Source organism: Aquimarina sp. RZ0 (genome assembly GCF_008370685.1).
In the GTDB taxonomy this organism is placed as follows: domain Bacteria; phylum Bacteroidota; class Bacteroidia; order Flavobacteriales; family Flavobacteriaceae; genus Aquimarina.
On the sequence record NZ_VTZU01000012.1, the window covers coordinates 37,188 to 63,540 of the forward strand.

At 33.6% G+C, this 26,353-nt stretch carries 17 protein-coding genes; 10 read left to right on the forward strand and 7 right to left on the reverse strand.

All coding sequences use genetic code 11. The annotated features are described in order from the left end of the window. Positions 1-45: 45 nt before the first annotated feature. From F0000_RS06535 to F0000_RS06545, 3 genes are all read right to left on the reverse strand, one after another. Positions 46-606, reverse strand: a complete 561-nt coding sequence (locus F0000_RS06535) for an isochorismatase family protein (protein ID WP_149623911.1) — start codon at positions 604-606, stop codon at positions 46-48. 190 nt (positions 607-796) lie between these two features. Then, the gene (locus tag F0000_RS06540; protein WP_149623912.1) at positions 797-2,968 is read right to left on the reverse strand and encodes a M3 family metallopeptidase; all 2,172 of its coding nucleotides are present in this window, start codon (positions 2,966-2,968) and stop codon (positions 797-799) included. A gap of 212 nt (positions 2,969-3,180) precedes the next feature. Beyond that, positions 3,181-5,661, reverse strand: a complete 2,481-nt coding sequence (locus F0000_RS06545; RefSeq protein ID WP_149623913.1) for a M14 family metallopeptidase — start codon at positions 5,659-5,661, stop codon at positions 3,181-3,183. Positions 5,662-6,128: 467 nt separating this feature from the next. On the opposite strand from F0000_RS06545, the gene bshC reads away from it, so the two are divergent. After that, complete coding sequence (bshC, locus tag F0000_RS06550; protein WP_149623914.1) at positions 6,129-7,733, forward strand: bacillithiol biosynthesis cysteine-adding enzyme BshC; 1,605 nt, start codon at positions 6,129-6,131, stop codon at positions 7,731-7,733. Between the two features lie 102 nt (positions 7,734-7,835). Here the strand turns inward: bshC and katG are convergent, their stop codons facing one another. The 3 genes from katG to F0000_RS06565 form a co-directional block, all read right to left on the reverse strand. Next, on the reverse strand, positions 7,836-10,139 hold the full coding sequence (katG, locus tag F0000_RS06555) for a catalase/peroxidase HPI (RefSeq protein ID WP_149623915.1): 2,304 nt from the start codon (positions 10,137-10,139) through the stop codon (positions 7,836-7,838). Positions 10,140-10,259: 120 nt separating this feature from the next. Then, entirely contained in the window at positions 10,260-10,772 is a 513-nt protein-coding gene (locus tag F0000_RS06560) for a hypothetical protein (protein WP_149623916.1), read from the reverse strand. Positions 10,773-12,124: 1,352 nt separating this feature from the next. Further along, positions 12,125-13,147: a glutamine synthetase beta-grasp domain-containing protein gene (locus F0000_RS06565; protein ID WP_149623917.1), complete on the reverse strand. Its 1,023-nt coding sequence runs from the start codon at positions 13,145-13,147 to the stop codon at positions 12,125-12,127. Positions 13,148-13,368: 221 nt separating this feature from the next. Between F0000_RS06565 and F0000_RS06570 the strand changes: the two genes are divergently transcribed. The 9 genes from F0000_RS06570 (at position 13,369) to F0000_RS06610 (ending at position 25,566) form a co-directional block, all read left to right on the forward strand. Next, positions 13,369-15,555 carry a glutamine synthetase III gene (locus F0000_RS06570; RefSeq protein WP_149623918.1) on the forward strand — a complete coding sequence of 729 codons (2,187 nt, stop codon included), beginning with the start codon at positions 13,369-13,371 and terminating at the stop codon, positions 15,553-15,555. Between the two features lie 675 nt (positions 15,556-16,230). Then, the gene (locus F0000_RS06575) at positions 16,231-17,412 is read left to right on the forward strand and encodes a hypothetical protein (RefSeq protein ID WP_149623919.1); all 1,182 of its coding nucleotides are present in this window, start codon (positions 16,231-16,233) and stop codon (positions 17,410-17,412) included. 943 nt (positions 17,413-18,355) lie between these two features. After that, positions 18,356-19,546 (forward strand): hypothetical protein, encoded by a 1,191-nt coding sequence (locus F0000_RS06580; protein WP_149623920.1) that lies wholly within the window; start codon positions 18,356-18,358, stop codon positions 19,544-19,546. 96 nt (positions 19,547-19,642) lie between these two features. Then, positions 19,643-20,158, forward strand: coding sequence for a hypothetical protein (locus F0000_RS06585; protein WP_149623921.1), 516 nt, complete (start codon positions 19,643-19,645; stop codon positions 20,156-20,158). A gap of 6 nt (positions 20,159-20,164) precedes the next feature. Then, a complete protein-coding gene (locus F0000_RS06590) occupies positions 20,165-20,890 on the forward strand; it encodes a CsgE family curli-type amyloid fiber assembly protein (protein ID WP_149623922.1) in 726 nt (241 codons plus the stop codon). A 22-nt stretch (positions 20,891-20,912) separates the two neighbouring features. After that, entirely contained in the window at positions 20,913-21,320 is a 408-nt protein-coding gene (locus F0000_RS06595) for a curli production assembly/transport component CsgF (RefSeq protein ID WP_149623923.1), read from the forward strand. A 6-nt stretch (positions 21,321-21,326) separates the two neighbouring features. Then, a complete protein-coding gene (locus F0000_RS06600; RefSeq protein ID WP_149623924.1) occupies positions 21,327-22,802 on the forward strand; it encodes a CsgG/HfaB family protein in 1,476 nt (491 codons plus the stop codon). 13 nt (positions 22,803-22,815) lie between these two features. Further along, positions 22,816-24,306, forward strand: a complete 1,491-nt coding sequence (locus tag F0000_RS06605; protein ID WP_149623925.1) for a carboxypeptidase regulatory-like domain-containing protein — start codon at positions 22,816-22,818, stop codon at positions 24,304-24,306. A gap of 78 nt (positions 24,307-24,384) precedes the next feature. Continuing rightward, complete coding sequence (locus F0000_RS06610) at positions 24,385-25,566, forward strand: AIR synthase related protein (protein ID WP_149623926.1); 1,182 nt, start codon at positions 24,385-24,387, stop codon at positions 25,564-25,566. 283 nt (positions 25,567-25,849) lie between these two features. On the opposite strand, the gene F0000_RS06615 is transcribed toward F0000_RS06610, so the two are convergent. After that, positions 25,850-26,230: a peptide-methionine (S)-S-oxide reductase gene (locus tag F0000_RS06615; protein WP_255452656.1), complete on the reverse strand. Its 381-nt coding sequence runs from the start codon at positions 26,228-26,230 to the stop codon at positions 25,850-25,852. Positions 26,231-26,353 lie beyond the last annotated feature (123 nt).

Sequence of the window (26,353 nt, forward strand, 5' to 3'; positions counted from 1 at the left end):
TAAAAATACTCGAATAAAAAAGGTAAACTTGAGTAAATAATAGTATTAGCTATCACATAAAATACGATCTTTGGCAGTGTTGGCGTCAAGCACTTTGATAGTTCCTTTGGTAGGAATCATATGCTGCCAGACCCAGTTATAATGTTCAATCACTTGTACTGCCTTTAGATGAGGTCTATCAGCTGTCGTATGCCCATCTTTTATAATAGTAATCTTATAATCCTTGGCTAAAGCTGATTGAATTGTAGATTCTACGCAAAAGTCAGTTGCACAACCAGTAATATAGATGTCGCTAATGTCTAATTTAGTTAATATAGACTGAAGAGCAGAGTTGTAAAATACATCATTAGCATACTTATCAACGAAAATATCTTCTGGTTTTACCTCTATAGCATCCAATAATTCCCATTCTGTGGTATTAGGAATGAATTCATTAGTTGAAGTACCATCATGCTGAATAAAAATTACAGGAAAACCCAGCGTTCTAAATTTTTCAGAGAGTATGTTGATTTTTTTAATAATTCCTTCTGTATCAAATCTGGGAGTTGTTGATGTGAAAGAACCTTTTTGCATATCAATAACTAAAAAGGCTTTGTTAGGATTCATTGTAAAAACAGTTTCAGGTGCGTTTTATTTTATAAATATATTATTAAAATCATGTATAAAAATAGATTAATTGTGGAGTTAAAAAAAATAGAATGTTCACGAATAATAATACTTCCGGCATAAATTTATTGACAATCATACTATCAAAATAACTAAGTTTTAGCAGTATGATTGTCAATAACTATATTACTTACTGTTTAGTAACAGGGAATCCGCGATCTTTCATTAAAGCCTCTATTTTGGCATCACGACCTCTAAATTTACGATATGCTTCAGCTGGATCCATGGCATTTCTGGGAGCAAATAAATATTTAACAAGTCTATTCGCTACTTCTTTATCGTAAAATCCATCAGGAGCTTCTGCGAATGATTCTGCAGCATCAGAGGTTAGTACATCTGCCCACATATATCCATAATATGCCGTGGCATACCCTTCTCCAGAAAATACGTGACCAAAATGCGGTGTACGGTGGCGCATGACTAATTCTTTTGGCATATTTAATTCGGCTAGTGTTTCTTTCTCAAAAGAAGCTATATCTATATTTGATGGGTCTGCTAAATGAAGTTTCATATCCATTAAGGCCGAAGCAAGGTATTCTGTGGTTGCAAACCCTTGATTAAAGGTAGCAGCTTTTTTTATTTTGGCAACTAATTCTTTTGGGATAGGTTCTCCTGTTTTATAATGAACCAGATATTTATTAATTACGTTGTCTGTAGATAACCATCTTTCTAATAATTGAGATTGAAATTCTGTATAATCACGAACACCTCCATTTAGTATAGGATATCGAACTTCTGAAGAAAAGAAATGAAGCGCGTGTCCAAATTCATGGAAAAAAGTAGTAGCATCATCCCAGGATACGAGCACTGCTTCTCCAGGAGCTGGTTTCACAAAATTAGAATTATTAGAACCCAGAACTGTTTTCTTACCATCAAATGTGGTGTGGCTTCTATAGGTTGTTGCCCAGGCGCCAGAACGTTTCCCTTCTCTGGAAAATGGGTCAAGATACCATAATCCAATATGATCTCCAGATGTTTTATCATTTACCTCCCAAACCTTTACATCTTCATGAAAAACAGGTACCTTTCCCTTTGCAATAGGAGTAAACTTGAAATTAAATAATTCTCCTGCAACATAAAACATAGCTTCAGTTAGTTTATCTAGTTGCAGGTATTGTTTTACTTCATCAGAATCCAAATCGTATTTTTTCTTTCGTACTTTTTCTGCATAATATCTGTAATCCCAAGGCTCGATAGTAATTTTATCCCTATTACTATTAGCAACTGCTTGCATATCGTTGACTTCTTCTTTGACACGTGCAATGGCAGCAGGCCAAACGGCATTCATAAGCTTCATTGCATTTTCTGGGTTTTTTGCCATTCTGTTTTGTAATCGCCAATCAGCATAATTATCATATCCTAATAATGCGACACGCTCTTTTCTTAGTTTAAGTATGTTGACAATGTTCTCATTATTATCTTTGTCATCCCCATTATCTCCTCTGGAATAGTAATTTTTCCAGACTTTTTTTCGTAGTTCCCTTTCGGTAGAGTAGGTAAGAAAAGGATCCATAGAAGATCTGGTATTTGTAATGGCATATTTACCATCTTGTCCTCTATCAGTTGCAGCTTTTGCGTATGCCTTGATTAAAGGTTCTGATAACCCTGCTAATTGATCTTTATTGAGATATGTCACATATCCTTCTTCGTCTGCCAAAATGTTATTAGAGAAATTAGTATAAATAGCAGATAATTCTTTATTGATGGCAGCGTATCGTTTCTTTTTTTCTGAATCTAGCTCAGCTCCGTTCATCGCGAATTGTTCATATGTCAACTGTACTAAACGCTGCTGATCTGCTTCCAGAGGCTTGCTTAATGAATTTTTATAGACTGTTTTTATTCTTTTAAATAATATTTCGTTTTGAGATATTTTAGAACGAAATTCTGACAAAATAGGTGCCATTTCTTTTTGAATTTCTCTAAACTCAGGAGACGATATATTACTGCTTAGAATTCCGTAATATGTAAAAACACGATTTAATGCAGCACCTGATTTTTCTAATGGAAGCATAGTATTCTCAAATGTAGGAGTATCAGTATTGGCAGTAATAGCATCAATATCTTTTAGATTTAATTCCATTCCTTTTTCTAATGCAGGTTTTATATCCGATACTTTCATTTTATCAAAAGCTGGAGTTCCCCCATAAGGACCTGTCCATTCTGATAACAAGATATTTGATGCTTCCTGTATAGATTCTGTAGTCTCCACAATTTCTTTCTTTTTATCGCAACCGGTTATCATAATGACCAGCGCATAGACAATAATAGTTTTATTTTTTTTACGGAAGTGGTGCGTATACATTGTGTATAGTGTTTAATATTAATTCTTTTATTAATGAGTATTTATTATTTTTTAATGTATCAACAACTAAAATTAAAAATAGTACTCATTAAGAGTGTTGTTTGTTAATGTGTTTGTTGTTAGTTGATTATGTAAAAATATAGTAAGGTTTTAAAGAAATACACTATTTAACTTAGTATTATAATAAAGGACATATTATTTGACACGCTTGTTTATAACCTGAATTTATTATTGTTCGTAAAAAAAATGGCGTTTACAAAGAACAATTTTCCGTTTTCCCAGAAAGACCTGAATAAAGGGTTGTCTATGAGGTATATAGCGCTTCCGTTGCCGATTCGAGTTTCGCCAAAAACTAATGAATTTTTTAATGCTTTTAAAGCATCGTTTCCTGAAAATCCAGCTACATTTGTAGGTTCTTGAATATAAGCTACATTATATCCATTTTGTAAAAGTTTATAAGAATTACTCCCTAGTTTTAGACTAAAATAAGTATCATTATATCCAAATGCCATCGGGTGAGATGTATCTATTTTTGTTTTAAAAATACTACCCGTTATAAAATCTTTAACACGTTCTCGTTCTCTTTTTTCATAGGGAATAAGGTTGCCAATAGAATCTTTTTTCTTACTCTTTGGTTTGTTAATTTTTAGATTAAAACTTTCTTTATTAACAAAGGGTTTAACGCCGTCTGCAATAGCAATTATTTTTCCACCTTTACTAATCCACTTTTTTAATTTATTCAAAGTGTTTTTGTCAAAATAGCCGTTGTAACCTCCATTAGGTAAAATCAATACATCATAAGTACTTATGTCTATATTCTTAAAATAATCTGTGTCTACAGAGGTGATTGGGTAATGAAGTTGCTGCTCAAAAAAATGCCAAATTTCTCCATAACTCAAGGAAGAGGTATGTTTACCTTTCAATACAGCTATTTTTTGCTTGTTAATTAGTTTGATATCTGGTGAACCAAAATCAACTCCTTTAGCAGCAAAACTAGATGAAGCTACATATAATCTTCTAGTATGTTTATTAGCGATATTGATAAGTGTTTTATCATAATTTTTGTTTTTAATATTGTCACTTTTAGTAATAATCAAACTACCTTTTTTGAATTTATTACCATCATTAGAAAAGTCTTTTTCGGTGAATCTGACTCTAATATTGTTTTTTAATAAATCAGTAAGGAAGGCAGCATCGTCCATGCTATTCCATTTCGTAATATATCCGGCACCCGATGCATTTGCTATATTGTTTATAGGGTTGTTTTTTTTATTGTCAGAAGCAGAGATTAATGAGGTAGAAGCAATAGTTTCTAATCCATATGCATGTGGTATGCTCCAGGCTGTTATGTCATAAGTGAGCGGGTCACTTAATTTAGCATCCGGTTCAAAAAGAACTTTTACCATCTTACCTTTGGGTTGGTCTGTACTTACTACCAATGCATTAGTTGCATTCATACTCCCTTGTTTGTTTTCTCTAAAATTGAAACCTGTTACTTTTCCAGCATTTGTAAAACCATATTTTATCTCGTGGGTATCTAACAAATCTGTGAGCTTTTTGATTTTATCAGCCTCTCCATTAAGTATATAGCTTTTATATTTCAAACTAGAATTATTAAAGAATTTTTTGAATTCAGTATTCAGCTTTAGTGCATTTTTTGATGAAATTTCCAGCGTTGACAAGCCTGTGGTCGTATGGTGTAACGCACGATCTTTTAGGGTTAATGTAAAGCCTTCATCTGTCAGAATTCCTAAACCGGCGCGGCCATGACCTGCTTGTTCATAAGTCATCCCAATTGCTCCCATAAAAGTAGGGTAGGTATCTCCATAACTAGGGTACAACAGATCAAAACGTTCCCTTGTAAAAAATAACCATCCCTGCTGATCAAAATATTTGGCATGGTTCTTACCGATTTGTGTTTGAAAATCTTTTTGCCATGGAGTAATAATTTCATGAAAAGGTTCTGCTGCAGGAGCAAAATAATAAGGTTCGTTAATTCCCTGCTCGTGAAAATCGACGTGGATATGTGGCATCCATTTATTATAAACTACCAGTCGACTAGATGATTCTGTCTGTGTAGCCCAGGCCCAATCCCTATTTAGGTCAAATAAGTAATGGTTTGGTCTTCCTCCCGGCCAGGGCTCCTTATGTTCTGTTGCATTTTGATCCGTATTATATGGAGTTGCCTTAGTTTGAGTATACCAATTTACATATCGATCTCTACCGTCAGGGTTTACACAAGGATCTATAATGACTACAGTATTCTGCAACCAATCCTTCTTTTTGGTAATTAATTCGTAAACAGTTTGCATTGCGGCTTCGGTACTAGAAGCTTCATTACCGTGTACATTATAACTTAACCAAACAATGGCAATAGTAGGAGTACTAGTACCTTCAATGATTCCGGCATTTTTAAGATGGTCTAATCTAATATTTTCTATGTTTTTTTGATTTTCTGCACTTGTTACAATAGCATAGGTTAATGGCCTGTGTTCGTTCGTTTTACCATACGTTTGAAAAGTAACCAAATCAGAAGCGGCTGCAATGTGGTTAAAATAGTTAATTACATCGGCGTGGCGAGTAAATTGACTTCCTATTTCATACCCCAGAAATGCAGATGGAGATTGAAGAGTATTTTGTGCAAAAGTTGTAATAGTAGTCGCAACAAATAATGTGAATAGAGTTTTTTTCATTGATGAAATTTTAATGAAGGTAAAATACCGCCTTAAGTTAAAGATATAAATTAGATTAACTAAAATTTAGTATTTGTATAGGAATAAACTAAGAGCTTGTTTAAAAACCTTACTTCTTGAAAACAAATATTTTAAGAACCGTGAGCTTACTTCAAATAATTAAAATATCTCGATATTCTCATCATTTGAAGTGTCCTCAGAACCTCAAACTATTGATTTTCAATTTGTATTCTTTTTAAACATACTCTAAGTCTGAACAAGCCCGCGAAGCATTTGTTGGGAAAAATATTTCGATTTTGCAGAAAGCCTCTGAGCACTTAAATCTCGATTACCGGGTAAAGCGAACATTAGATACTTTATTTTTCCAAGACGCTATAGAGTAAAAGGTTTTCATTATTAAAAAAAATATAAAAAGAAGGAGAACAACACAATCTAATGTATATTTAGCATTCAAAAAAATAGTATTTATGCCTACTAACTGTATTCCGTTTAGAGATACAAATTATTTTTCAGCTTTTATTTGTGATTATTTAGAACAAAAACCTGAATTAACAGCGTTTTACGATCGTTTTCCGAAGATAGAGAATTTTAAAAATCAGCTGGACGATAAACAAGAATCCTTTCCGTTGGCTCATCGAGAAGTGTTACAAAATGTTTTAGAAATACAGTATAAAAATATTAATACTTCTGAGCTCACACAAACAAATATTTCGTTATTAGGCAATAAGACGACATTTACAATAACCACAGGACATCAACTCAATCTATTTACCGGACCTTTATATTTTTTATATAAGATTATTTCTGCTATTAATACGGTAAAAATATTAAAGGAGAAGTATCCGTCTTATGATTTTGTACCTGTCTACTGGATGGCGACAGAAGATCACGATTTTGAAGAGATTAATTATTTTAACCTTTTTGGAAAAAAAATACAATGGAATCGCGCTGATGGTGGTGCAGTTGGGATTTTTGATACGGATGGTTTGGATAAGGTTTTTGAAATTTTTTCTTCAGAAATTGGTTTGGGAAAAAATGCCGATCGATTAAGGTTACTGTTTAAGGAAGCGTATCTAAAACATACAAACCTTGCTGAAGCTACGCGATACCTGGCCAATGAGCTATTCAGTTCATATGGTTTGGTAATTATAGATGCAGATAATAAAGAGTTGAAAAAACTTTTTGTTCCTTATATGGAAAGAGAATTATTAGAAAAAATTTCATACCAACATGTACTTCCTGCTTCAGGAAAATTACATGAGAAAGGATATAAAGTACAGGTAAACCCCAGAGAAATTAATTTGTTTTATCTATCAAAAGGATCTAGAGAGAGGATCATAGAAAAGAATGATAGTTATGCTGTAAATAATACAGAAATTATATGGAGTAAGAATGATATCTTACAAGAACTTTCTGAATTTCCGGAACGGTTTAGTCCCAATGTAATGATGCGGCCATTGTATCAGGAAGTAATTTTACCTAATCTGTGTTATATTGGAGGAGGAGGAGAATTAGCCTACTGGTTGGAGTTAAAAGATTATTTTGAAGCTGTAGAGATTCCATTCCCTATACTACTGTTACGTAATTCTGTGGTGATTAAGAGTGATAAACAAGCTGAGAAGCTTAAAAAATTAAAGATCACTGATAGAGAGTTATTTCTTAAACAATATGAATTGATTAATCATAGGGTTCGAAAAATTTCTAATATAGATATCAATTTTGATGAACAACGAAAACACCTGATTGATCAATTTAAAAGGATGTATGAGTTGGCAGAGCAAACAGAGGTCACTTTTATAAATGCTGTAAAAGCACAAGAGGTAAAGCAGCTTAAGGGATTAGATGTTTTAGAAAAGCGGTTGCTAAAGGCGCAAAAAAGAAAGTTAGGTGATCACGTAAAGCGGATAACGATTTTGCAGAATGAAATATTCCCTAATCAGAGTTTGCAAGAGCGCACCACAAATTTTTCTGAAATGTATCTTGAATATGGAGAAAGGCTGATACCAGAACTTATGAAGAATCTAAATCCTTTATTGGGAGAGTTTATTGTACTAACGCCAGAGAATACATAGAGAAAAAATTAATTATTCTATTGAGTAGTTTTATTCAAAAAAATAACCCTATACAGTGATCAAAACTGCATAGGGTTATTTTTGTTTACTGTAAAAGATATATTATTTTATGTCAAAACGATCAAGCATCATCACTTTATCCCAAGCGGCAACAAAGTCTTTTACAAATTTTTCTTTCATATCATTGCTCGCATATACTTCTGCCAGTGCTCTCAACTCAGAATTTGATCCAAAAATAAGATCTGCTCGTGTAGCTGTCCACTTAAGTTCATTGGTAGCACGATCTTTACCTTCAAATTTTTCTTGCGTATCAGAAGTCGCTTTCCATTTGGTGCTCATATCCAGAAGATTTACAAAAAAATCATTGGTTAATGCTCCGGGACGATCTGTAAGAGTGCCAAGGGTAGAGTTATTATAATTAGTGTTCATAACCCGCATACCTCCGACAAGAACTGTCATTTCTGGAATAGTTAAGGTAAGTAGTTGAGCCTTATCTACCAGTAATTCTTCTGTGGTTAAAGTATATTTAGTTTTTAGATAATTTCTGAATCCATCTGCCATAGGTTCCAGAACTGCCATAGACTTTACATCTGTTTGTTCTTGTGAAGCATCCATTCTTCCTGGTGTAAAAGGAACTCTAATAGGATAACCAGCTTTTTTTGCAGCTTCCTCAACTCCTGCAGATCCTCCTAATACAATAAGGTCTGCCATAGATATTTTTTTACCTTTTGATTCAAAGTCTTTTTGAATTTTTTCTAATGCTGTTAATACCTTATTCAATTGATTAGGATTATTAACTTCCCAGCTTCTTTGAGGTTCTAGTCGTATACGTGCCCCATTAGCGCCACCTCTTCTATCAGAGTCTCGATAAGTCGATGCTGATGCCCAAGCTGTAGCGACTAATTCACTGATGGTTAGATTAGATTTAAGGATACTTGATTTTAAATTATCAATATCCTTTTCGGTTACTAATTTGTGATCAACCGCAGGGATTGGATCTTGCCAGAGAAATTGTTCTTTGGGAACTTCGGGACCGATGTAAGTAGTGCTAGGTCCCATATCTCTATGTGTTAATTTAAACCAGGCGCGTGCAAAAGCATCATTAAATTCCCCTGCATTTTTATAATATCTTTCTGATATTTTTTTGTATATAGGATCTGAAATTAAGGCAATATCAGACACAAGCATTGTCGGTTTGTGTTTTTTGGATTTATCAAATGCATCAGGAAACATTGTATGTGGTTCACCTTTAGCAACAAACTGATGTGCTCCTCCTGGGCTTTTTGTTAATTCCCATTCGTTTTCAAATAAGCTTACAAAAAAACCATGACTCCAGGCTGTGGGAGTAGAAGTCCAGATTACTTCTAATCCAGAACCAATAGCATCTTTACCTTTTCCGGATTTATAATCACTTGTCCAGCCTAATCCTTGTTCTTCAATACTCGCACCTTCAGGTGATTTTCCTACATGCGTACCTTCTGCCTGACCATGTGTTTTTCCCAGTGTGTGCCCTCCAGCAATTAGTGCAACGGTTTCTTCATCATTCATCCCCATTCGACCAAATGTTTCACGTATGTCTCTTGCAGAAAGTAATGGATCAGGGTTTCCGTTTGGTCCTTCGGGATTTACATAAATCAATCCCATTTGTGTAGCTGCCAATGGTTTTTCTAATTCGCGATCTCCTGTATAACGTTCATCTCCCAACATTTCGGTTTCTTTACCCCAATATACATTGTCGGCAGGTTCCCATACATCTTCTCTGCCTCCGGCAAAACCAATAGTTCTGAAACCCATTGATTCAAAAGCAACGTTCCCTGTTAATATCATAAGATCCGCCCAGGAAATTTTACTTCCATATTTTTGCTTAATTGGCCAAAGCAATCTTCTTGCTTTATCTAAATTAATGTTATCAGCCCAACTGTTAATTGGAGCAAAACGTTGTTGTCCTTCTCGTGAACCTCCGCGACCATCACCAGTTCTATACGTACCAGCGCTATGCCAGGCCATACGTATGAATAGTCCTCCATAGTGACCGTAATCAGCTGGCCACCATTCTTGGGAGTCAGTCATTAACTTAGCTAGGTCTTTTTTTAATGATTGGTAATCCAGGTTTTTAAATTCTTTAGTGTAATCAAAATCTTTACCCATAGGGTTAGATTTTGATGCATGTTGCCTGAGTACATTTAAATCAAGTTTGTTGGGCCACCAATCCCTATTTGTTTTAGCGTCATTACTGACATTAAGACCACCGGATGGTCCTTCTGGAGTGAAGCCAAATGGGCATTTTTCTTTTTTTACTGGTTGTGCAGCTACTTCTTTAGCTGATTGTCCTATTACTTCATTTTTTTGACACCCTGTGAAAAAAAAAGCAACGAAGGTCAACGGTATTAAGAGTGATTTTTTCATCGTGTATTTTTTTTAAAATTAATAAACATTTTAAGATGGATTAGGAGAAGAATATTGTTATTAGAAATATTGATATAAGGTCATTCTATATTAGGGAGACGGACAGTGATAATTAACTTGTTAGAAACCTATCCCAAAGTGTAATGCCGCTGTAAAAGATATATCTTGATCATTTCCTACTCTTATCGGTAATACTAATTCTGCAAAAACATTAGTTTTTCCTAAAAGGAATCCTCTATTCAGAAGTGGTGTAATTCCGTATCTTCTACTATTGGTCTCATAAGCAATTCGATTTCCAAATGTGAGTTTGTTACCTATGCCCCAAAGTAATCCAGGGTGTATCAATAGTTCGCTTACAGCGCTAATATTATCTCCTTCAGAATTTTTGATGGAACTGATGAAAGGAACAAGTTCTACATCAAAAGCAAACTTTTCATTTTTTCGTACAGTAACACCAATAGGAAATCCAATAGCATATGGATCAAATCCATTGAAGGTACCTCCATCCTGGAAAGTGATGATAGGTTGGACAATGCCAAAATGGCCACCAATCGTATTTTGTGCTTTTGCATTGTAATTACTTAAGGCTGCGAATATGATACTCGCAATAAAAAAGGTTTTTTTTAGAGTCATGATATTGGTATAATATGTTAGTAAAAAATTATAATTGTTTATATGCTTGACGAGATAGCATAATGGGTTTAGAGTGTATTCGTATTTATAATAAAATAGAGGTGAATTTTCAGATATTGTCTGAAAATATTAGCTTATTAAATTAAGTGATAACAGAATGATTTCTATAAATAAAAAAATAGTTTAAAGTATCCTGTACTTATTAATAAAGAATGATTTGAAATATTATTAGCTTTTTGAAACTTAAATTAAGTATATGAATTATTTGCAAAAGCATTCCATAGAAGATGAAAATATACGGGGTATTAACTATTTTGAATAGGGTCAATCAAAACAAAAATAAGTGTAAATATTATTTTGTTGGTAACTAGAAAGTTTAATTAGATTTTTCATGTAATAAATTTATTTAAGTTGGTAAGTCAAATTTAACACTACAAATATTGATAATATGTTAGCTGTCTAACATATTATCAATATTTGTAGTCATATGATTACTTTTCTTTGGAATAAAATTATTTAGATTAAATCTCTATTTTTGAGTTAGTTGTGTTTTTTTTTGTTCTCGTGTATAGTAATACAATGTGTTCTTTGAATTTCGTGGAATAAAAAGTCCTTTTATCTTAGTTTCAGAATGCAAATAAACCGCACTGCTATGCCCGATTTTTATTCTTCACTAAAATAAAAAAGCCATAATTTTATTTTACTGTAAATTTAAACAGGATGGTATAGCAGATTTTTTTGGATCATTGAATAGATATGATGTCAAGACCGGTAAATGAGGGTAAGGTAACTGTTAGGGAATTTTTTAAAAGTCCATTCGGAAATTAAAAACATTATGGCTAATAGCACTGTGCGAAATGTGATGAAAATATGTGTTAAACAAATTGTTCTAAACAACAGACAGAACCTATTATACGATTTACGGGTGAGAATTTCGTAAAAATAATGGCAAGGATTTTTCGCTAGATTGATGAATCAAATTAAAGAATAGCCATAGCTATTGTTTCATTTTATGAAGAAAATATGGTAGAAAAAGAATGTCATTAGATGCGAAATTTTTATTCGTAAATCGTATTATTTGAGTGTTTTTAAAGCAAAGTGGTAAACTTAGTACAGGGAATTCTATTGAGTTTTATGATGTTTCCCCTGTATGTGAAGGGGGTAGATTTAAAAAAAATAAAGAATATTAGGAAGTGGTTTTAAGCGATAATCGAGATTTGAATGCTCCGAGGCTTACCTCGAAAATCAAAATATTTATTGAAATAAAAAGCCTTTAGAATATGATTAATTCTAAAGGCTTTTCTTACGTTTAACTAAACTTGGTCCAGTGTTTATTATATGTTGCCAGATATTTATGCTAACATAGCAGAGACATCTGCAGTTTTAACAGTTTTTACAATTCTGGCAGCAATTTTATATGGATCTCCATTTGAAGCTGGACGACGATCTTCTAACCATCCTTTCCATCCTTTTTCAACTGTAATAATAGGGATTCTTATGGATGCGCCTCTATCGGATATTCCAAAAGAAAATTCGTCTATCGATTGTGTTTCGTGCTCACCAGTTAATCGTTGGTCATTAAACTCACCATAAACAGCAATATGCTCCTTTGTTACAGGTCTAAAAGCTTCACAAATTGTTTCGTAAACTTCCTTAGATCCGCAAGTTCTTAATATTTCATTAGAGAAGTTAGCATGCATACCAGAACCATTCCAGTCACCTTTGATTGGTTTTGGATGGTATTCAATATAGTAGCCATACTTTTCAGTAAGACGATCTAATAAGTAGCGTGCTATCCATATTTCGTCTCCAGCTTTTTTAGCTCCTTTAGAAAATAATTGAAACTCCCACTGTCCACTTGCAACTTCCTGATTTATTCCTTCAAAGTTTAAACCTGCATCAATACATAGATCTGCGTGTTCTTCTACAAAATCTCTACCATGCGTATTTCTTCCTCCTACAGAACAGTAGTACATTCCTTGAGGTCCAGGATATCCTCCAACAGGAAAGCCTAAAGGTAGTTGAGTGTTTCTATCCATAATAAAGTATTCTTGTTCGAAACCAAACCAGAAATCACCATCATCATCAATCGTAGCTCTTGCATTAGACTCGTGCGGAGTTCCATCAGCATTTAGAACTTCAGTCATTACTAGATATCCATTTCTTCTTGCAGGATCAGGATAAATAGCTACAGGCTTTAGTAAACAGTCAGAAGAACCACCTTCTGCTTGTTTTGTAGAACTTCCGTCAAAAGACCAAGTTGGGCAATCTTCAAGATTCCCACTAAAATTATCTTCAACTTTTGTTTTACTTCTTAGATTAGCAGTTGGTTTATAACCATCTAACCAAATGTATTCTAATTTAGATTTACTCATAATTAATACTTTAATAAATTGAACTCTTAAATATCCAAAAATAATTTTATTTTGCGACAACTAAAAAAAAATAGGGGGGTAAAAGGGGTTTTATTGTAAATTTTTACGAACTACCTAGATTTTAGTAGGGTATTTTTGTTTTTTTTTAATTTTTAAAGAGCATAATTCTATTATTAACAACAAAAACTTACTCTATATTTGTATTAAATTTAGTTCAAATTATGTCAACATTAAGATTTCAGGCTTTGAAAGAAACATTAAATCGTACTAGTATATTAGTTGCAGAAACTGAACGTAGATCATTACTGTTTGGTAAAAATGTTTTTAACCAGGCTACGATGCTTCAATACCTAACAAAAGATGCCTTTGATAGTGTTGTGGACGCTATTGAAAACGGATCGAAGATTGATAGAAGGATTGCAGATCAAATCGCATCTTCAATGAAGGATTGGGCATTGTCCAAAGGGGTTACTCATTACACACATTGGTTTCAGCCACTTACTGGAGCTACGGCAGAAAAACACGATGCTTTTTTTGAAACTATAGGCAATGATCGGGCTATGGAAAAATTTGGAGGCGATCAATTGGTACAACAAGAACCTGATGCTTCTTCTTTTCCTCACGGAGGAATTCGCAATACTTTTGAAGCCAGAGGATATACGGCCTGGGATCCTACCTCCCCAGCCTTTATTTATGGGACAACTTTATGCATTCCTACCGTTTTTGTTGCCTATACGGGAGAGGCTTTGGATTATAAAACTCCGCTTCTGAGGGCTTTACAAGCAGTAGATAGTGCAGCGACTGCAGTTGCCAAATATTTTGATAAAAATGTTAAAAAAGTAAACGCATCACTGGGGTGGGAGCAAGAATATTTTTTGATTGATAGAGCATTGGTCAACTCCAGACCTGATTTGTTAATGACAGGCAGAACATTATTAGGGCATTCATCGGCAAAAGGACAACAATTAGATGATCACTATTTTGGTAGTATTCCTAATAGGGCTTTGTCTTTTATGAGAGATTTAGAAAATGAATGTATGCTTCTTGGTATACCCGTAAAAACACGTCATAATGAAGTCGCTCCTAATCAATTCGAATTGGCGCCGATTTATGAGGAAACAAACCTGGCAGTAGATCATAATTCTCTATTGATGGATGTAATGGAAAAGGTAGCGATGAGACACAACCTGAAAGTTTTGTTGCATGAAAAACCTTTTGCAGGTGTAAATGGATCAGGAAAACATAATAACTGGTCATTAAGTACCAATACCAACGTTAATTTGTTAAGTCCTGGAAAAACACCTATGAGTAATCTTCAGTTTTTAACTTTTTTTATAAATACAATTAGAGCAATTAACGAATATGAAGAATTGATGAGGGCAGGTGTTGCTTCTGCTAGTAATGATCATCGTCTTGGAGCGAATGAAGCACCTCCTGCGATTATGTCTGTTTTTATTGGTCAGCAATTAACAGCTGTCCTCAAAGAATTAGAAGGAGTCACTGATGGAAAACTTTCTCCGCAGGAGAAGACAGATCTTAAACTTAATGTGGTAGGTAAAATACCAGAGATTCTATTAGATAATACGGATCGCAACAGAACTTCTCCTTTTGCATTTACAGGAAATAAATTTGAGTTTAGAGCAGTTGGATCCAAAGCTAATTGTGCAAACCCAATGACAATTCTAAATACTATAGTAGCAAAGCAACTCAAAGAATTTAAGAAAGAAGTAGATGAACTGATTGATACTAAAAATCTTAAAAAAGATGAAGCTGTTTTTAATGTTTTAAGAGAATATATAAAAAAATCCAGAAATATTCTTTTTGAAGGAAATGGATATGGTTTGGAATGGGAGAAAGAATCAAAAAAAAGAGGACTCAGTAATAATAAGACCACGCCAGAAGCATTAAAAGCAAAAGTGTCTAAAAAAACTCTTGATTTGTTTGATGAGATGGGAGTAATGAATAAAATAGAAGCTGAGGCTCGTTATGAGATTGAGATAGAGGAATATGTGATGAGGATTCAGATAGAAGGACGAGTATTAGGTGATATTGCAAGAAATCACGTAATTCCTACCGCTATTAAGTATCAAAATATGTTGATTCAGAATGTATCTGGTTTAAAAGAACTTTATGGAAAAGATTTTGAGAAATATGCCAAAGAACAAATGGAAATTATTGAAGAAATTTCTTTACATATAGGTAAGATAAATACAAAGGTTAATAAAATGGCTACAGAACGCAAGAAAGCTAATAAATTGGAAGATTTAGAGAAGAAAGCTTCAGATTACTGTATGAAAGTAAAACCATTATTTGATGAAATACGTTATAGCTGTGATGAATTAGAGTTATTAGTCGATGATGAACTATGGCCTTTGACTAAGTATAGAGAGCTTTTGTTCACTAAGTGAAGTTAGAAACCATTTATTTTTTGGTAAAAGTAATAAGTAAAATCAACTCTATTAAGAAGTTTTTAATTTCCAGTGTTTTGCTAAAAGAGCAGATACTGTGAGATTAAATCAGGATAGGACCTCGAGTCTTCGTAATAAAAAATTAATGTTTAACATACCGGTGTCTTATTGAGATGACAAACATTCTTTAGGTTTAACCTGAAATCCAGTTATTTTTTTTAAATAAATGTTTTAGATATCGTAGACTGTTTCTTTTCATTAAAGCTGTGACACGCTTTTTCAATTTGAATTAATCTGATAAAATCACGTTTTTTTATCTAATATTTTCAAAATAAAAGTTAACTGTATCCATACGTTCAATCTTTTGTTTTCTTATGAGTAAATTCGAGTTAAAGTTGTGTCATTAATTAGGGTGAAATGTATTTGACCTGTTATTTATGTAGGAATGCTTGTTTTTTTTGTAAAAAAACCAACTTATACAATTCTTAGACGAAATCACGATAAACTGAATCAAATTATTTTTTAATTCAGACGAGAAAGAAAATTCATAGATAGCGCAGCGTTATCGATGCTTTTTATTTTGAAGTGTGAAACAAAAAGAGATAATTTTAGTAGGTGATTTCATTTGAGAATTGAATACTTAGAATTTTAATCCAATTTTAAATATACACTAAGATGAAAAAAATCACATTAAGTCTTCTAACTTTTTTAGGAACAGTTACATTGGTTGCACAATCTAATACTTCTACTTCTGATCAGTCAGGAGAGAATAATACTGCTCAATTTACTCAGGTTGGTAATGATAATAGGATAGAATCTCAACAGGTTGGAGTAAATAATTTAATCCTTAATATTCAAGGTAGTGAAACTGATGTTTCCAGAACAGGAACGATCATTCAGTCGCAACAAGGTAACGATAATCAAATTACTATTCAGCAAGTACAAGATCAGAATGTAGTTGCATTGACTACGCAGATAGGTGATGCCAATTTTCTTTTAATTACTCAGAATATTGAAAGCTTAGGCGGTGAAAATTTTGTTTCTTCTATGCAAACAGGTAATCGTAATATTGGAACTATTTCGCAAGAAGGATTAGGAAACACCATTGAAGGTCGCTCTAATGGTATATTAGTGTTGCAAACCGGAGATGATAATGAAGGAATTGTTAATCAAAGAGGGGTGGATCATAGTGTTGGACTTTTTCATTCAGGGACTTTTAATAGCTCTATAGTTTCTCAGTTTGGGATAGACAATGGTTCGGGTATTACTTTAAGCGGAGGTTCAAATATAAGCGCTCTGGAGCAATATGGAACCCTTAATAGTGCCGGTCAGGATGTGGTCGGTTTTGATAATCAGCTTACAGCTATACAAGGAGCAGACTCTGTAGCGTCTGATGATGCAAGAATACGTCAAACCATATTTGGAGACGAAAATCAAGCATTTGCACAACAAGGGGATAATTTTGATGATTTTATTGGGCAGACGCAAACAGGAAGTAATAATGTAGCCAGTGCCACACAAAACCTTCGTTCTTCTGGAGAGTCGAATCAAGTTTTTCAAGTACAACAAGGTGATGGTAATACTGTAACAGCTGCTCAGGAGGATGGTAGTCAAAATCTAATAGGGCAAGGACAGCTAGGAGATGAAAATGTTGCTATATCTCTTCAAGAAGGAACACTGAATTTTAGTGATATAGAACAAAGAGGGAATGTAAATTTTGCCAGTGATACACAATTGGGGATAAATAATCGCACACGAGTAACCCAAAGAGGTAATCAGCACCGAAGTGCGATAACTCAACAGGGAAATAATAACATCACTATCGTGTCACAATTAGATAATATTCCTAATAATTAGATTCGTTGTAAAAGAACGATCAATGAGTAAGGAGGCGTGTTTATCTGTATCTAATCTAAAAAGGTTTTGTCAAAATAAACACGCTTCAAAACTATATCCGTTTTAATGTTTTGTTTACGATTAGTCTTAGAGTATGTTTAAAAACCCTTCTGCCTGCTGGTCATTACTTTGACAACCTTGACTTTACTTCAAATAAGCAACATATCTCGATATGTCGTCGATTTGAAGTGTCATCAGAACACCAAACTACAGACAATCAGTTTGCATTGTTTTTAAACATGCTCTTAGAGTATGTTTAAAAACCTTACTTCTTGAAAACAAATATTTTAAGAACCGTAAGCTTACTTCAAATAATTAAAATATCTCGATGTTCTCATCATTTGAAGTGTCCTCAGAACCTCAAACTATTGATTTTCAATTTGTATTCTTTTTAAACATACTCTTAAATATTATGAAAGGTGCACTCTTAATTTTTTAACATGTCTTTTGTTAATTATAGAAGTTATAACAGGTAGTAAATAATAGAATAGAAGATAGAGTTCCGAAAAAAGCAATCTTTGAAGTGATGGTTTTCGCGAAATACACACTACTAAGGGTTGTACAGGGGTAAGATTTTTCTCTCCTTTTAGAAAAAATGTTTATTTTTAACAAAAAATTAATATCTGTTAAAACCGTTAAAAAGTAACAGAAAATCACACTTTTTACGGTTTTTCCACAATGTATTTTGTCGAATTCTTATAAAATCTGCAAAATTCGCATTAATATTTTCATAAATTTGAAACCGTTAAGAATAACGTACCCAAGCAAACACCTAAGTAGTCCCCAAGAAAATTTTTTTTGAAGCCAAAAAGAAATGTTTTAATATTTTCTTTTTAACATGTCCTATCCCCGAGATTGTTTTTTTAATTTGAATTATTAATCAGTTTTAATATATATTCTACGTATGAAAAAAGTAATTTTTAGTCTAGCAACTTTATTAAGCACTACAGTGATAGTTGCACAGTCGAACACCAGTAGTATTGATCAATCGGGAGATACGAATTCTGCTAGTATCACGCAGGTAGGTTTATCAAATTCTAATACGACGATGCAATTAGGATCAGGGAATAATGCAGAAACTATCCAAGGTAGTGAGTCATTCGTTTCTCGAAACGGAATCGTTACACAAATGCAAACAGGTGACAAGAATAGTGCATTTGCTCAGCATGAAGAAGATAATAATGAGGTGTACCAAGTACAAACTGGAAATGCTAATACAGCATCATCTACTCAGAATTTAGTTCATTTTGGAGGAGAAAATTTATCAGAACAACTTCAGGAAGGAAATGGAAATTCTTCAATGATCTCTCAAGAAGGTAATTTTGCTAGTTTTGGGGAGTCTAACTATGCTGGTCAGGGTCAGTCTGGTGATGAAAACAAGGCAGAAACTACTCAAGGAGGAGTAGAAAACTTTAGTTTGATACTTCAGTCAGGTGCTTTTAACAGTGCTACCATGGCACAGGTAGGAGATTTAAACTCAGGTGATCAAAGACAAGTTGGTGAGGCGAATGCTGCTTCAGCAGAGCAATGGGGAGAAAGTAACTTATTAATACAAGCTCAGTCTGGAGGTGGTAATGTCGCTACATCTCTTCAAGGTAGTTCTTCTTTTGATTCTAGAGGAGGTATTGTTGATCAACTTCAGGATGGTGAGGAAAATGTAGCTTTTGCTCAGCACGAAGAAGATAACAATTTAGTTGTGCAGACTCAGGTAGGAGATGAGAATTCTGCATCAGCATCTCAGAATTTGAGATTTTTTGGAGGAGGAAACTCTACAACCCAATTACAGGTAGGTAATGGAAATATTGCTACAGCTACTCAAGAAGGTGATACTGGTGTTTTTGGAGAAGGAAATATCGTTTCTCAGTCTCAATCAGGAGATGAAAACAATGCTATCAGTGAGCAAAGTGGAGAATTGAATTTAAGTAGTATTATTCAGACGGGTAACCTGAACATGGCCCGGGATACTCAGATAGGATCAGGAAACTCTACTTTGGTTAATCAAACAGGTACATTACATAGCAGTATCATACTACAGAATGGGACAAATAATGCTGCAATTGTGACTCAGAGTGGTGGTACTACCGGGGAACTTTAAGATATTATTTTAATATAATATTTCAGTATATTTTTATAAAGAGTTATATTAACCATCTGTTAATATAACTCTTTTACTACTTTTAAAACCATATCGATGAAAAAAAACATAACAACGTGCATCTTAGGGTTCTGCTTGCTTATTTTGGGAGCTGCACACGCTCAAAACACTCAAAATCCAGATGAGGTCTTAGTTGAGAATCAAGAAAGATTTGTTGTATTAGATCAATTAGATAATGATGCTTCTCCAACAGTTACTGAAAGTTTTATAGCAACTACTAATTCTGTATTTATACAGCAGGTGGGCGCAAATAATTCTGTGTTTTCTAATATTAATGCGCAATCTTCTGATATTCAATTGATACAGAGAGGAGAAGGTAATTTGATTGATATTAATGAAACTTCTGGAGAAATAGAGAAGTTTATTTCTCAAACAGGTTCTAATAATATTGTTACAGATTTTTCTTTTAACCCTACTATTTCTACAAGTTTAGAGATTATTCAAGAAGGAAATGACCACTATTTTGAGCGTTTTGGGAGTAACGAATTATCTAATAACCTAAAGTTTAAAATGACGGGAGAAGCTCGTACCATTATTGTTAGAAGTTTTTAATAGTTTATGAATTATAAACTGATCGCGGTATTTGTTTTATTTTTTCAGTTTTCTAATGGTCAGTTTACAAATAAAGAAGTTGTTGCCAAAATTAAAACTGAGCGGATAGATAATGTCGTTTCTGTTATTGCAGAAGCGACAAATACTACAGAGGTGCATAAAAGCTTAAGATATACACTTTCGGTTTTTAGAACAAGTAAGGATAATAATCTACAAAAAAACAATCAAGAAGGCAGATTTACATTAGAAGCCAATGAACAGAAAAAATTAGCTACCACTTCGATAAGATTTGCCGAAACGGATAAGATCATAATTCTCTTATTGGTATATGAGGAAGACAAAATTGTAGGTAAAGATCGATTAGCTTTTAATGAAGCTACAAAAAAAGAGGTAGTTAAAGAAGATGATAATACTGCTGATGATGGGATCACATTAAGAGGTATTGTTATAGAAGAAACAAAAACAAAGCCGGGAAAAGATTTTTATGAATTTTTCTATAACTCATATACGCTTAATAGAATTAATGGTAATAAAATTGTAGGAGTTTATGAAAAGTTGAGTTTTGGAAGAAGTACCATCGTTCAGGTAAAGATTGAAGATAATGTCATTCATGAATTTCTTGGAAAGCCTGATTTAGAATACCTCGAACAAATGTCCAAAATTTCTATTCGAAAAGTTTATAAATATTTTAAAGATCAAGAAAACCAAAAGAACGATATTTTTCAATATTAAATTTATTTTTATTCACACAAATATGAAGTCACTCGTCATTACTGCTATCCTTGCTTTGTTTGCCTATTCGGGCGGTACCGCTCAAGATTTGGTATACAGACCAAAAAACCCAGCCTTTGGTGGAGATACATTTAATTATCAATGGTTATTGAGTTCTGCGGAGGCTCAAAATACTTTTACAGAAGATACCAGTTCTGATAGAAACCAAAGATCTGATTTGGACAGGTTTACAGAAGGTCTTAATAATCAATTGTTGAGTCAAATTTCCAGAACCTTATTCAATGAGCAATTCGGACAAGATGGACTTACAGAAGGGACATTTAGTTTCGGAACTTTGTTTATAGAAATTTTTCCTTCAGGAGAGGGTTTGGTAATCAATATTTTAGATACAAATACAGGAGATCAGTCTCAAGTAATAATTCCTAACTAAATTTTAATGCGTCATACGTTTTATCAGGTAATTGTAATACTTTCATGTATTTTATTACTACCTCGATGTGGAGCTTATTTTAATCAACCGATCACCATTGAACAAGCTCGTATAGGTGAAGATACAGAAATATCTCAGAAATTAAGAAATTTTCCATTACCCGTAGAACCAGTTGTGGTGGGTGTTTATAAATTTAGAGATCAAACTGGGCAATACAAGCCTACAGATGCGGGAAGTACATTTAGCACTGCCGTTACGCAAGGGGCAACTACTATTTTGATTAAAGCTCTAGAAGATTCTAAGTGGTTTGTACCTATAGAAAGAGAGAATCTTAGTAACTTATTAAATGAGCGTAATATCATACGATCTACGCGCAAGGAATATAGAAAAAACAAGAATACGAGCGAACCTCAATTACCACCATTACTGTATGCAGGAATTATTCTCGAAGGAGGTATTGTATCTTATGATTCTAATATTATAACAGGTGGATTAGGAGCACGTTATTTTGGTGTAGGCGGTTCTACGCAATATAGACAAGATAGAATTACGGTATACCTTAGAGCTGTATCTACCTCTAGTGGTAAGATCCTGAAAACAGTATATGTTTCTAAAACAGTCTTATCTCAGGCATTGGATGCCAGTTTTTTTAGATATGTAAAGTTCAGTAGATTATTTGAGGCAGAAACCGGGTTTACTAAAAATGAACCAGGTCAGATTGCAGTTTCTGAGGCAATCGGAAAAGCAGTAGAAGGTTTGATCATAGAAGGTATAGAAGACAAATTGTGGAGCTCGAAAGCAGCACCAGAAAAAATTGCTGCTATGATCACAGAGTATAATGCAGAAAAAAACGAAGCACAGAATACAGGGCTGTATGAACGATATTTTAAAGAGAGAAGAGGAGAAACCGCTGTATTTGGTAACGGCGGGGTTGCATTGATAAGTGGAGATTATAACAATTCTAATATATCTTACTCTGCAAGAGCAGGAGGTAAGTGGTATCTTAACCCATATCTAAATGTTAATGCAAGTCTTAATAAATTCGAACTCAGAAATGAACAAACTTTTTCAGAAGGGTTTAATGCTGTAGATATAAATACAGAACTAGTGTTGCTTCCTTTTGAGAAATTGACACCATCTTTTTTTGGTGGAATGGGGACGGTGAATAGTGATGATTTTAGTAGCACATTTTTTAAATTTCAATATGGCGGAGGTGTAGAATATTTGGTTTCAGATCATATAGGTGTTTCTCTTAATGCAACACATAATCTTGTTTTGGGAGATAAATTAGATGGAATAGCACAAGGGAAAAGAGATGATCAATATTTTAATTTTTCAATAGGATTAAATTGGTATTTTAAAAAACCTTTAAAAATGGATAAAGAGCTTCGGAAACAAAAGCGTATAGAACAAAAAGAATTAAAGAAGTTAAAGAAGAGAAATCAAGAAGTTATCAAAAATAGAGGAGTTCCAAAAGAATAAAAATTTCATGATGATGAAAAGAAATATAGTAAAAATAATTAGTATCGTTACTATTACGTTGGCTACCGCTTGTAGCGAAGATACCGTAGATTTAGAAGGGTTAGGTGCTGTAAGAGGTAGAGTAGTTGCTGTTGATACCAATGAACCATTAGAAAATGTAAAAATATCAACAAACCCATCTACAAGTACAGTCTTTACTAATAAAGACGGATTTTATGAAATAGAGAATATACCTTCTGGAGATTATTCTCTTTCTGCTCAGAGAGAGGGGCTTTTGGCGCAATTTGAAGGGATTTCTATAATCGCAGATCGAGAATTAGAAATAGTTTTTGAGATGGATGTAGAAACTGCCGGAAACAAACCGCCAGATGCTGCAATTCTTATTGAACCTACAGATAATGCAGTGGATCAACTATTGGAGGTCACATTAAAATGGAGCGGTAAAGATCCTGATGATGATGACCTGAGCTATAGAATAACACTGAGGAATGATGAAAATTCTGATATCCAAACCTTTGAAAACATAACAGATACTACTTATGTGCTTACTGATCTTTCTTATAAAGTGAAGTATTTTTGGCAGGTAAGTAGTAATGATGGTATTAATTCTTCAGTGAATAGTGAAACATTTGCTTTTGAGACACAGAGTCCGCCAAATAACAGGATTGTGTATATGCGTTCTGTAAATGGTAATGGAGTGATCTACTCTGCCGATGAAGGAGGTATGACAGAGGTTAAGCTCACCTCAGAATCCAAAAATAGTTTTAGACCCAGAAGAAATACCAGTACTGGTAAGATAGCTTTTTTACAATCAGTAGGATCACAAACTCATTTATTTACAATGAATGAGGATGGATCGCAGGTAACACAAGTTACTTCTCAGGTTTCTGTCACTGGTTTTAACCTGGAAGAAATCGATTTTTCCTGGGCAGAAAACGGATCAAAGTTATTGTTTCCTAGTCAAGATAAATTATATAGTATCAACGCAAACGGGAGTGGTCTTTCTCTCGTGTATCAAACATCAAATGGAAAGCTAATAACAGAAGTAGATAAAAACGATGTCAATAACACGATAGCCTTAAAAACTAATAATCTGGATGGTTATGAAGTAGAAATCTTCACTATTAATTCCTCCGGGGATGTGTTAGAAACAATATTATCTGATGTTCCTGGTGCCGCAGGAAGTGTAAACCTTTCTGTAGACGGGACTCAACTTTTGTATTATTATGATGTTTCAGGTTTTGAAAATAGTGATTACAGACAACTAGACACACGTCTTTTTGTGTATAATTTTGGTGATAGTTCTCAAACAGATATTTCTGGAGACAAACCAGCAGGAACTAATGACATAGATGCGCGTTTTTCACCAAATGAGGCTGTTGTGATATATACGAATACATCTAATGACGGAATCTCTCAAAAAAATATACAAACCATAGAAATACTTGAATTATCCAACAGGACGGATTTGATTATGAATGCCTCTATGGCAGATTGGGAATAATATAATTCTGAATTCTGAATTCTGAATTCTGAATTTCGAGTATCTTTGCTGCCTAATAGTGGTAATAATACAATAGTAATGAGTCAAGAAGTAAGTAAACGTTATGCTCAGCGTGGAGTTTCGGCATCCAAAGAGGATGTGCACAGTGCAATCAAAAATATTGATAAAGGACTTTTTCCTCAAGCATTTTGCAAGATAGTTCCTGATTACCTTACAAGAGATGAAGCATATTGTTTGATTATGCATGCAGACGGAGCAGGTACCAAATCTTCTCTTGCCTATATGTACTGGAAAGAAACAGGAGATATTTCGGTTTGGAAAGGAATTGCTCAGGATGCATTGATTATGAATATTGATGACTTATTATGTGTGGGAGCTACCGATAATATTATGCTATCTTCCACGATTGGAAGAAATAAAAAACTGATTCCTGGAGAAGTCATTTCGGCTATTATTAACGGCACCGAAGAATTATTAAATGAATTAAAAAGTTTTGGAGTAACTATTCATTCTACAGGAGGCGAAACCGCCGATGTGGGAGATCTGGTACGTACAATCATTGTAGATTCTACAGTTACTGCCAGAATGAAGCGTAGTGATGTTATTGATAATGCCCGAATTAAAGAAGGTGATGTCATTGTGGGTTTAGCCTCTTTTGGACAAGCTACTTATGAGAAAGCATATAATGGAGGTATGGGAAGTAACGGTCTGACTTCTGCTCGCCACGATGTGTTTGCTAAAACTCTCGCAGAGAAATATCCAGAAAGCTTTGACGCAGCAGTGCCATCAGATTTAGTATACTCTGGTAAAACTCAGCTGACGGATTCAGTCAAGAATTCTCCTATTGATGCAGGTAAATTAGTGTTGTCGCCTACAAGGACATATGCGCCTATTATTAAACAAATATTATCAAAATTTGATAATAACACCATTCACGGAATGGTACATTGCAGTGGTGGAGCACAAACAAAGGTTTTACATTTTGTTGATAAGCTACATATTATTAAAGATAATTTATTTGATGTTCCCCCCTTGTTTCGATTAATTCAGGAAAATTCTGGTACAGACTGGAAAGAAATGTATCAGGTGTTTAATATGGGGCATCGTATGGAGCTGTATGTATCTCCAGAAATTGCAGACGAAATTATGACAATCTCTAAAAGATTTGATGTAGATGCTCAAATAGTAGGTAGGGTTGAAGCTGCTTCAGAAAAGAAATTGACCATAACAAGTGAATTTGGGACATATACCTATAATTAACTACGTTGCGATATTAGAGTATTTGTTTCTTAAAAAATCTAATTTTGGATTGATATATTTCTTGCAAAAAGGTTTTTCTGGATTTTTTATATAGTAATTGAGAAGTTCATTTCTGGAAGGTTGAAATTCTTTGAATTTAAGGATACGTGTAATACGATTTATAACTAAAAATTTCGCATATTCATCGTTTCTTTTTCCTTTCTACTTCGTTTAAAAAATAAACCGTAGCTATAGCTATGCTTGATTTTTTTGCCTTGCATAAAGAAAAAATAATTCAATGAATTTATACGAATTTTTTAATCACAAATCGTATAATTATAGCAGTGTCAAAATCTTTTTGAAGCTCGCAAAGTACATGTTCTATGTATTCGTATTGTTTCTCATTTTCTTTAAAATAATATACGGCACTTCTGTATTTCTTTCTAAAACTGTGGTTCGAAGTACTATTATGGGTATGTAAATGAATTTCAATTAAATCTTTTAGATTGATTATTTGTGGATCATAAGAAACGATAACAGCTTCAGAGAAATAGTCATTTTTGTCAAAACTACTAATATAGCCTTGCGCTACTTTTGTAACACCATTCAGTTGCTGAAAAACAGCTTCTGTACACCAATGACATCCACCACCAAAACCTATTTTTTGCGTACGAATCATTGTCATATCCTACAAATTAAAAATTGAGAAAATAAATATTTTATTATGTTGATTTTAAAATTAAGTTATTAAAAGTCAAGATGAGTTCATACATAAAAAATACATTGGTAAGAGTATTTTATAAAAAGT

Coding starts and splice junctions, on each gene's coding strand:
- F0000_RS06560 (WP_149623916.1), bottom strand. CDS start 10,772: ATGACTCTAAAAAAAACCTTTTTTATTGCGAGTATCATATTCGCAGCC.
- katG (WP_149623915.1), bottom strand. CDS start 10,139: ATGAAAAAATCACTCTTAATACCGTTGACCTTCGTTGCTTTTTTTTTC.
- F0000_RS06595 (WP_149623923.1), top strand. CDS start 20,913: ATGAAGTCACTCGTCATTACTGCTATCCTTGCTTTGTTTGCCTATTCG.
- F0000_RS06535 (WP_149623911.1), bottom strand. CDS start 606: ATGAATCCTAACAAAGCCTTTTTAGTTATTGATATGCAAAAAGGTTCT.
- bshC (WP_149623914.1), top strand. CDS start 6,129: ATGCCTACTAACTGTATTCCGTTTAGAGATACAAATTATTTTTCAGCT.
- F0000_RS06605 (WP_149623925.1), top strand. CDS start 22,816: ATGAAAAGAAATATAGTAAAAATAATTAGTATCGTTACTATTACGTTG.
- F0000_RS06575 (WP_149623919.1), top strand. CDS start 16,231: ATGAAAAAAATCACATTAAGTCTTCTAACTTTTTTAGGAACAGTTACA.
- F0000_RS06545 (WP_149623913.1), bottom strand. CDS start 5,661: ATGAAAAAAACTCTATTCACATTATTTGTTGCGACTACTATTACAACT.
- F0000_RS06615 (WP_255452656.1), bottom strand. CDS start 26,230: ATGACAATGATTCGTACGCAAAAAATAGGTTTTGGTGGTGGATGTCAT.
- F0000_RS06565 (WP_149623917.1), bottom strand. CDS start 13,147: ATGAGTAAATCTAAATTAGAATACATTTGGTTAGATGGTTATAAACCA.
- F0000_RS06600 (WP_149623924.1), top strand. CDS start 21,327: ATGCGTCATACGTTTTATCAGGTAATTGTAATACTTTCATGTATTTTA.
- F0000_RS06540 (WP_149623912.1), bottom strand. CDS start 2,968: ATGTATACGCACCACTTCCGTAAAAAAAATAAAACTATTATTGTCTAT.
- F0000_RS06590 (WP_149623922.1), top strand. CDS start 20,165: ATGAATTATAAACTGATCGCGGTATTTGTTTTATTTTTTCAGTTTTCT.
- F0000_RS06585 (WP_149623921.1), top strand. CDS start 19,643: ATGAAAAAAAACATAACAACGTGCATCTTAGGGTTCTGCTTGCTTATT.
- F0000_RS06570 (WP_149623918.1), top strand. CDS start 13,369: ATGTCAACATTAAGATTTCAGGCTTTGAAAGAAACATTAAATCGTACT.
- F0000_RS06580 (WP_149623920.1), top strand. CDS start 18,356: ATGAAAAAAGTAATTTTTAGTCTAGCAACTTTATTAAGCACTACAGTG.
- F0000_RS06610 (WP_149623926.1), top strand. CDS start 24,385: ATGAGTCAAGAAGTAAGTAAACGTTATGCTCAGCGTGGAGTTTCGGCA.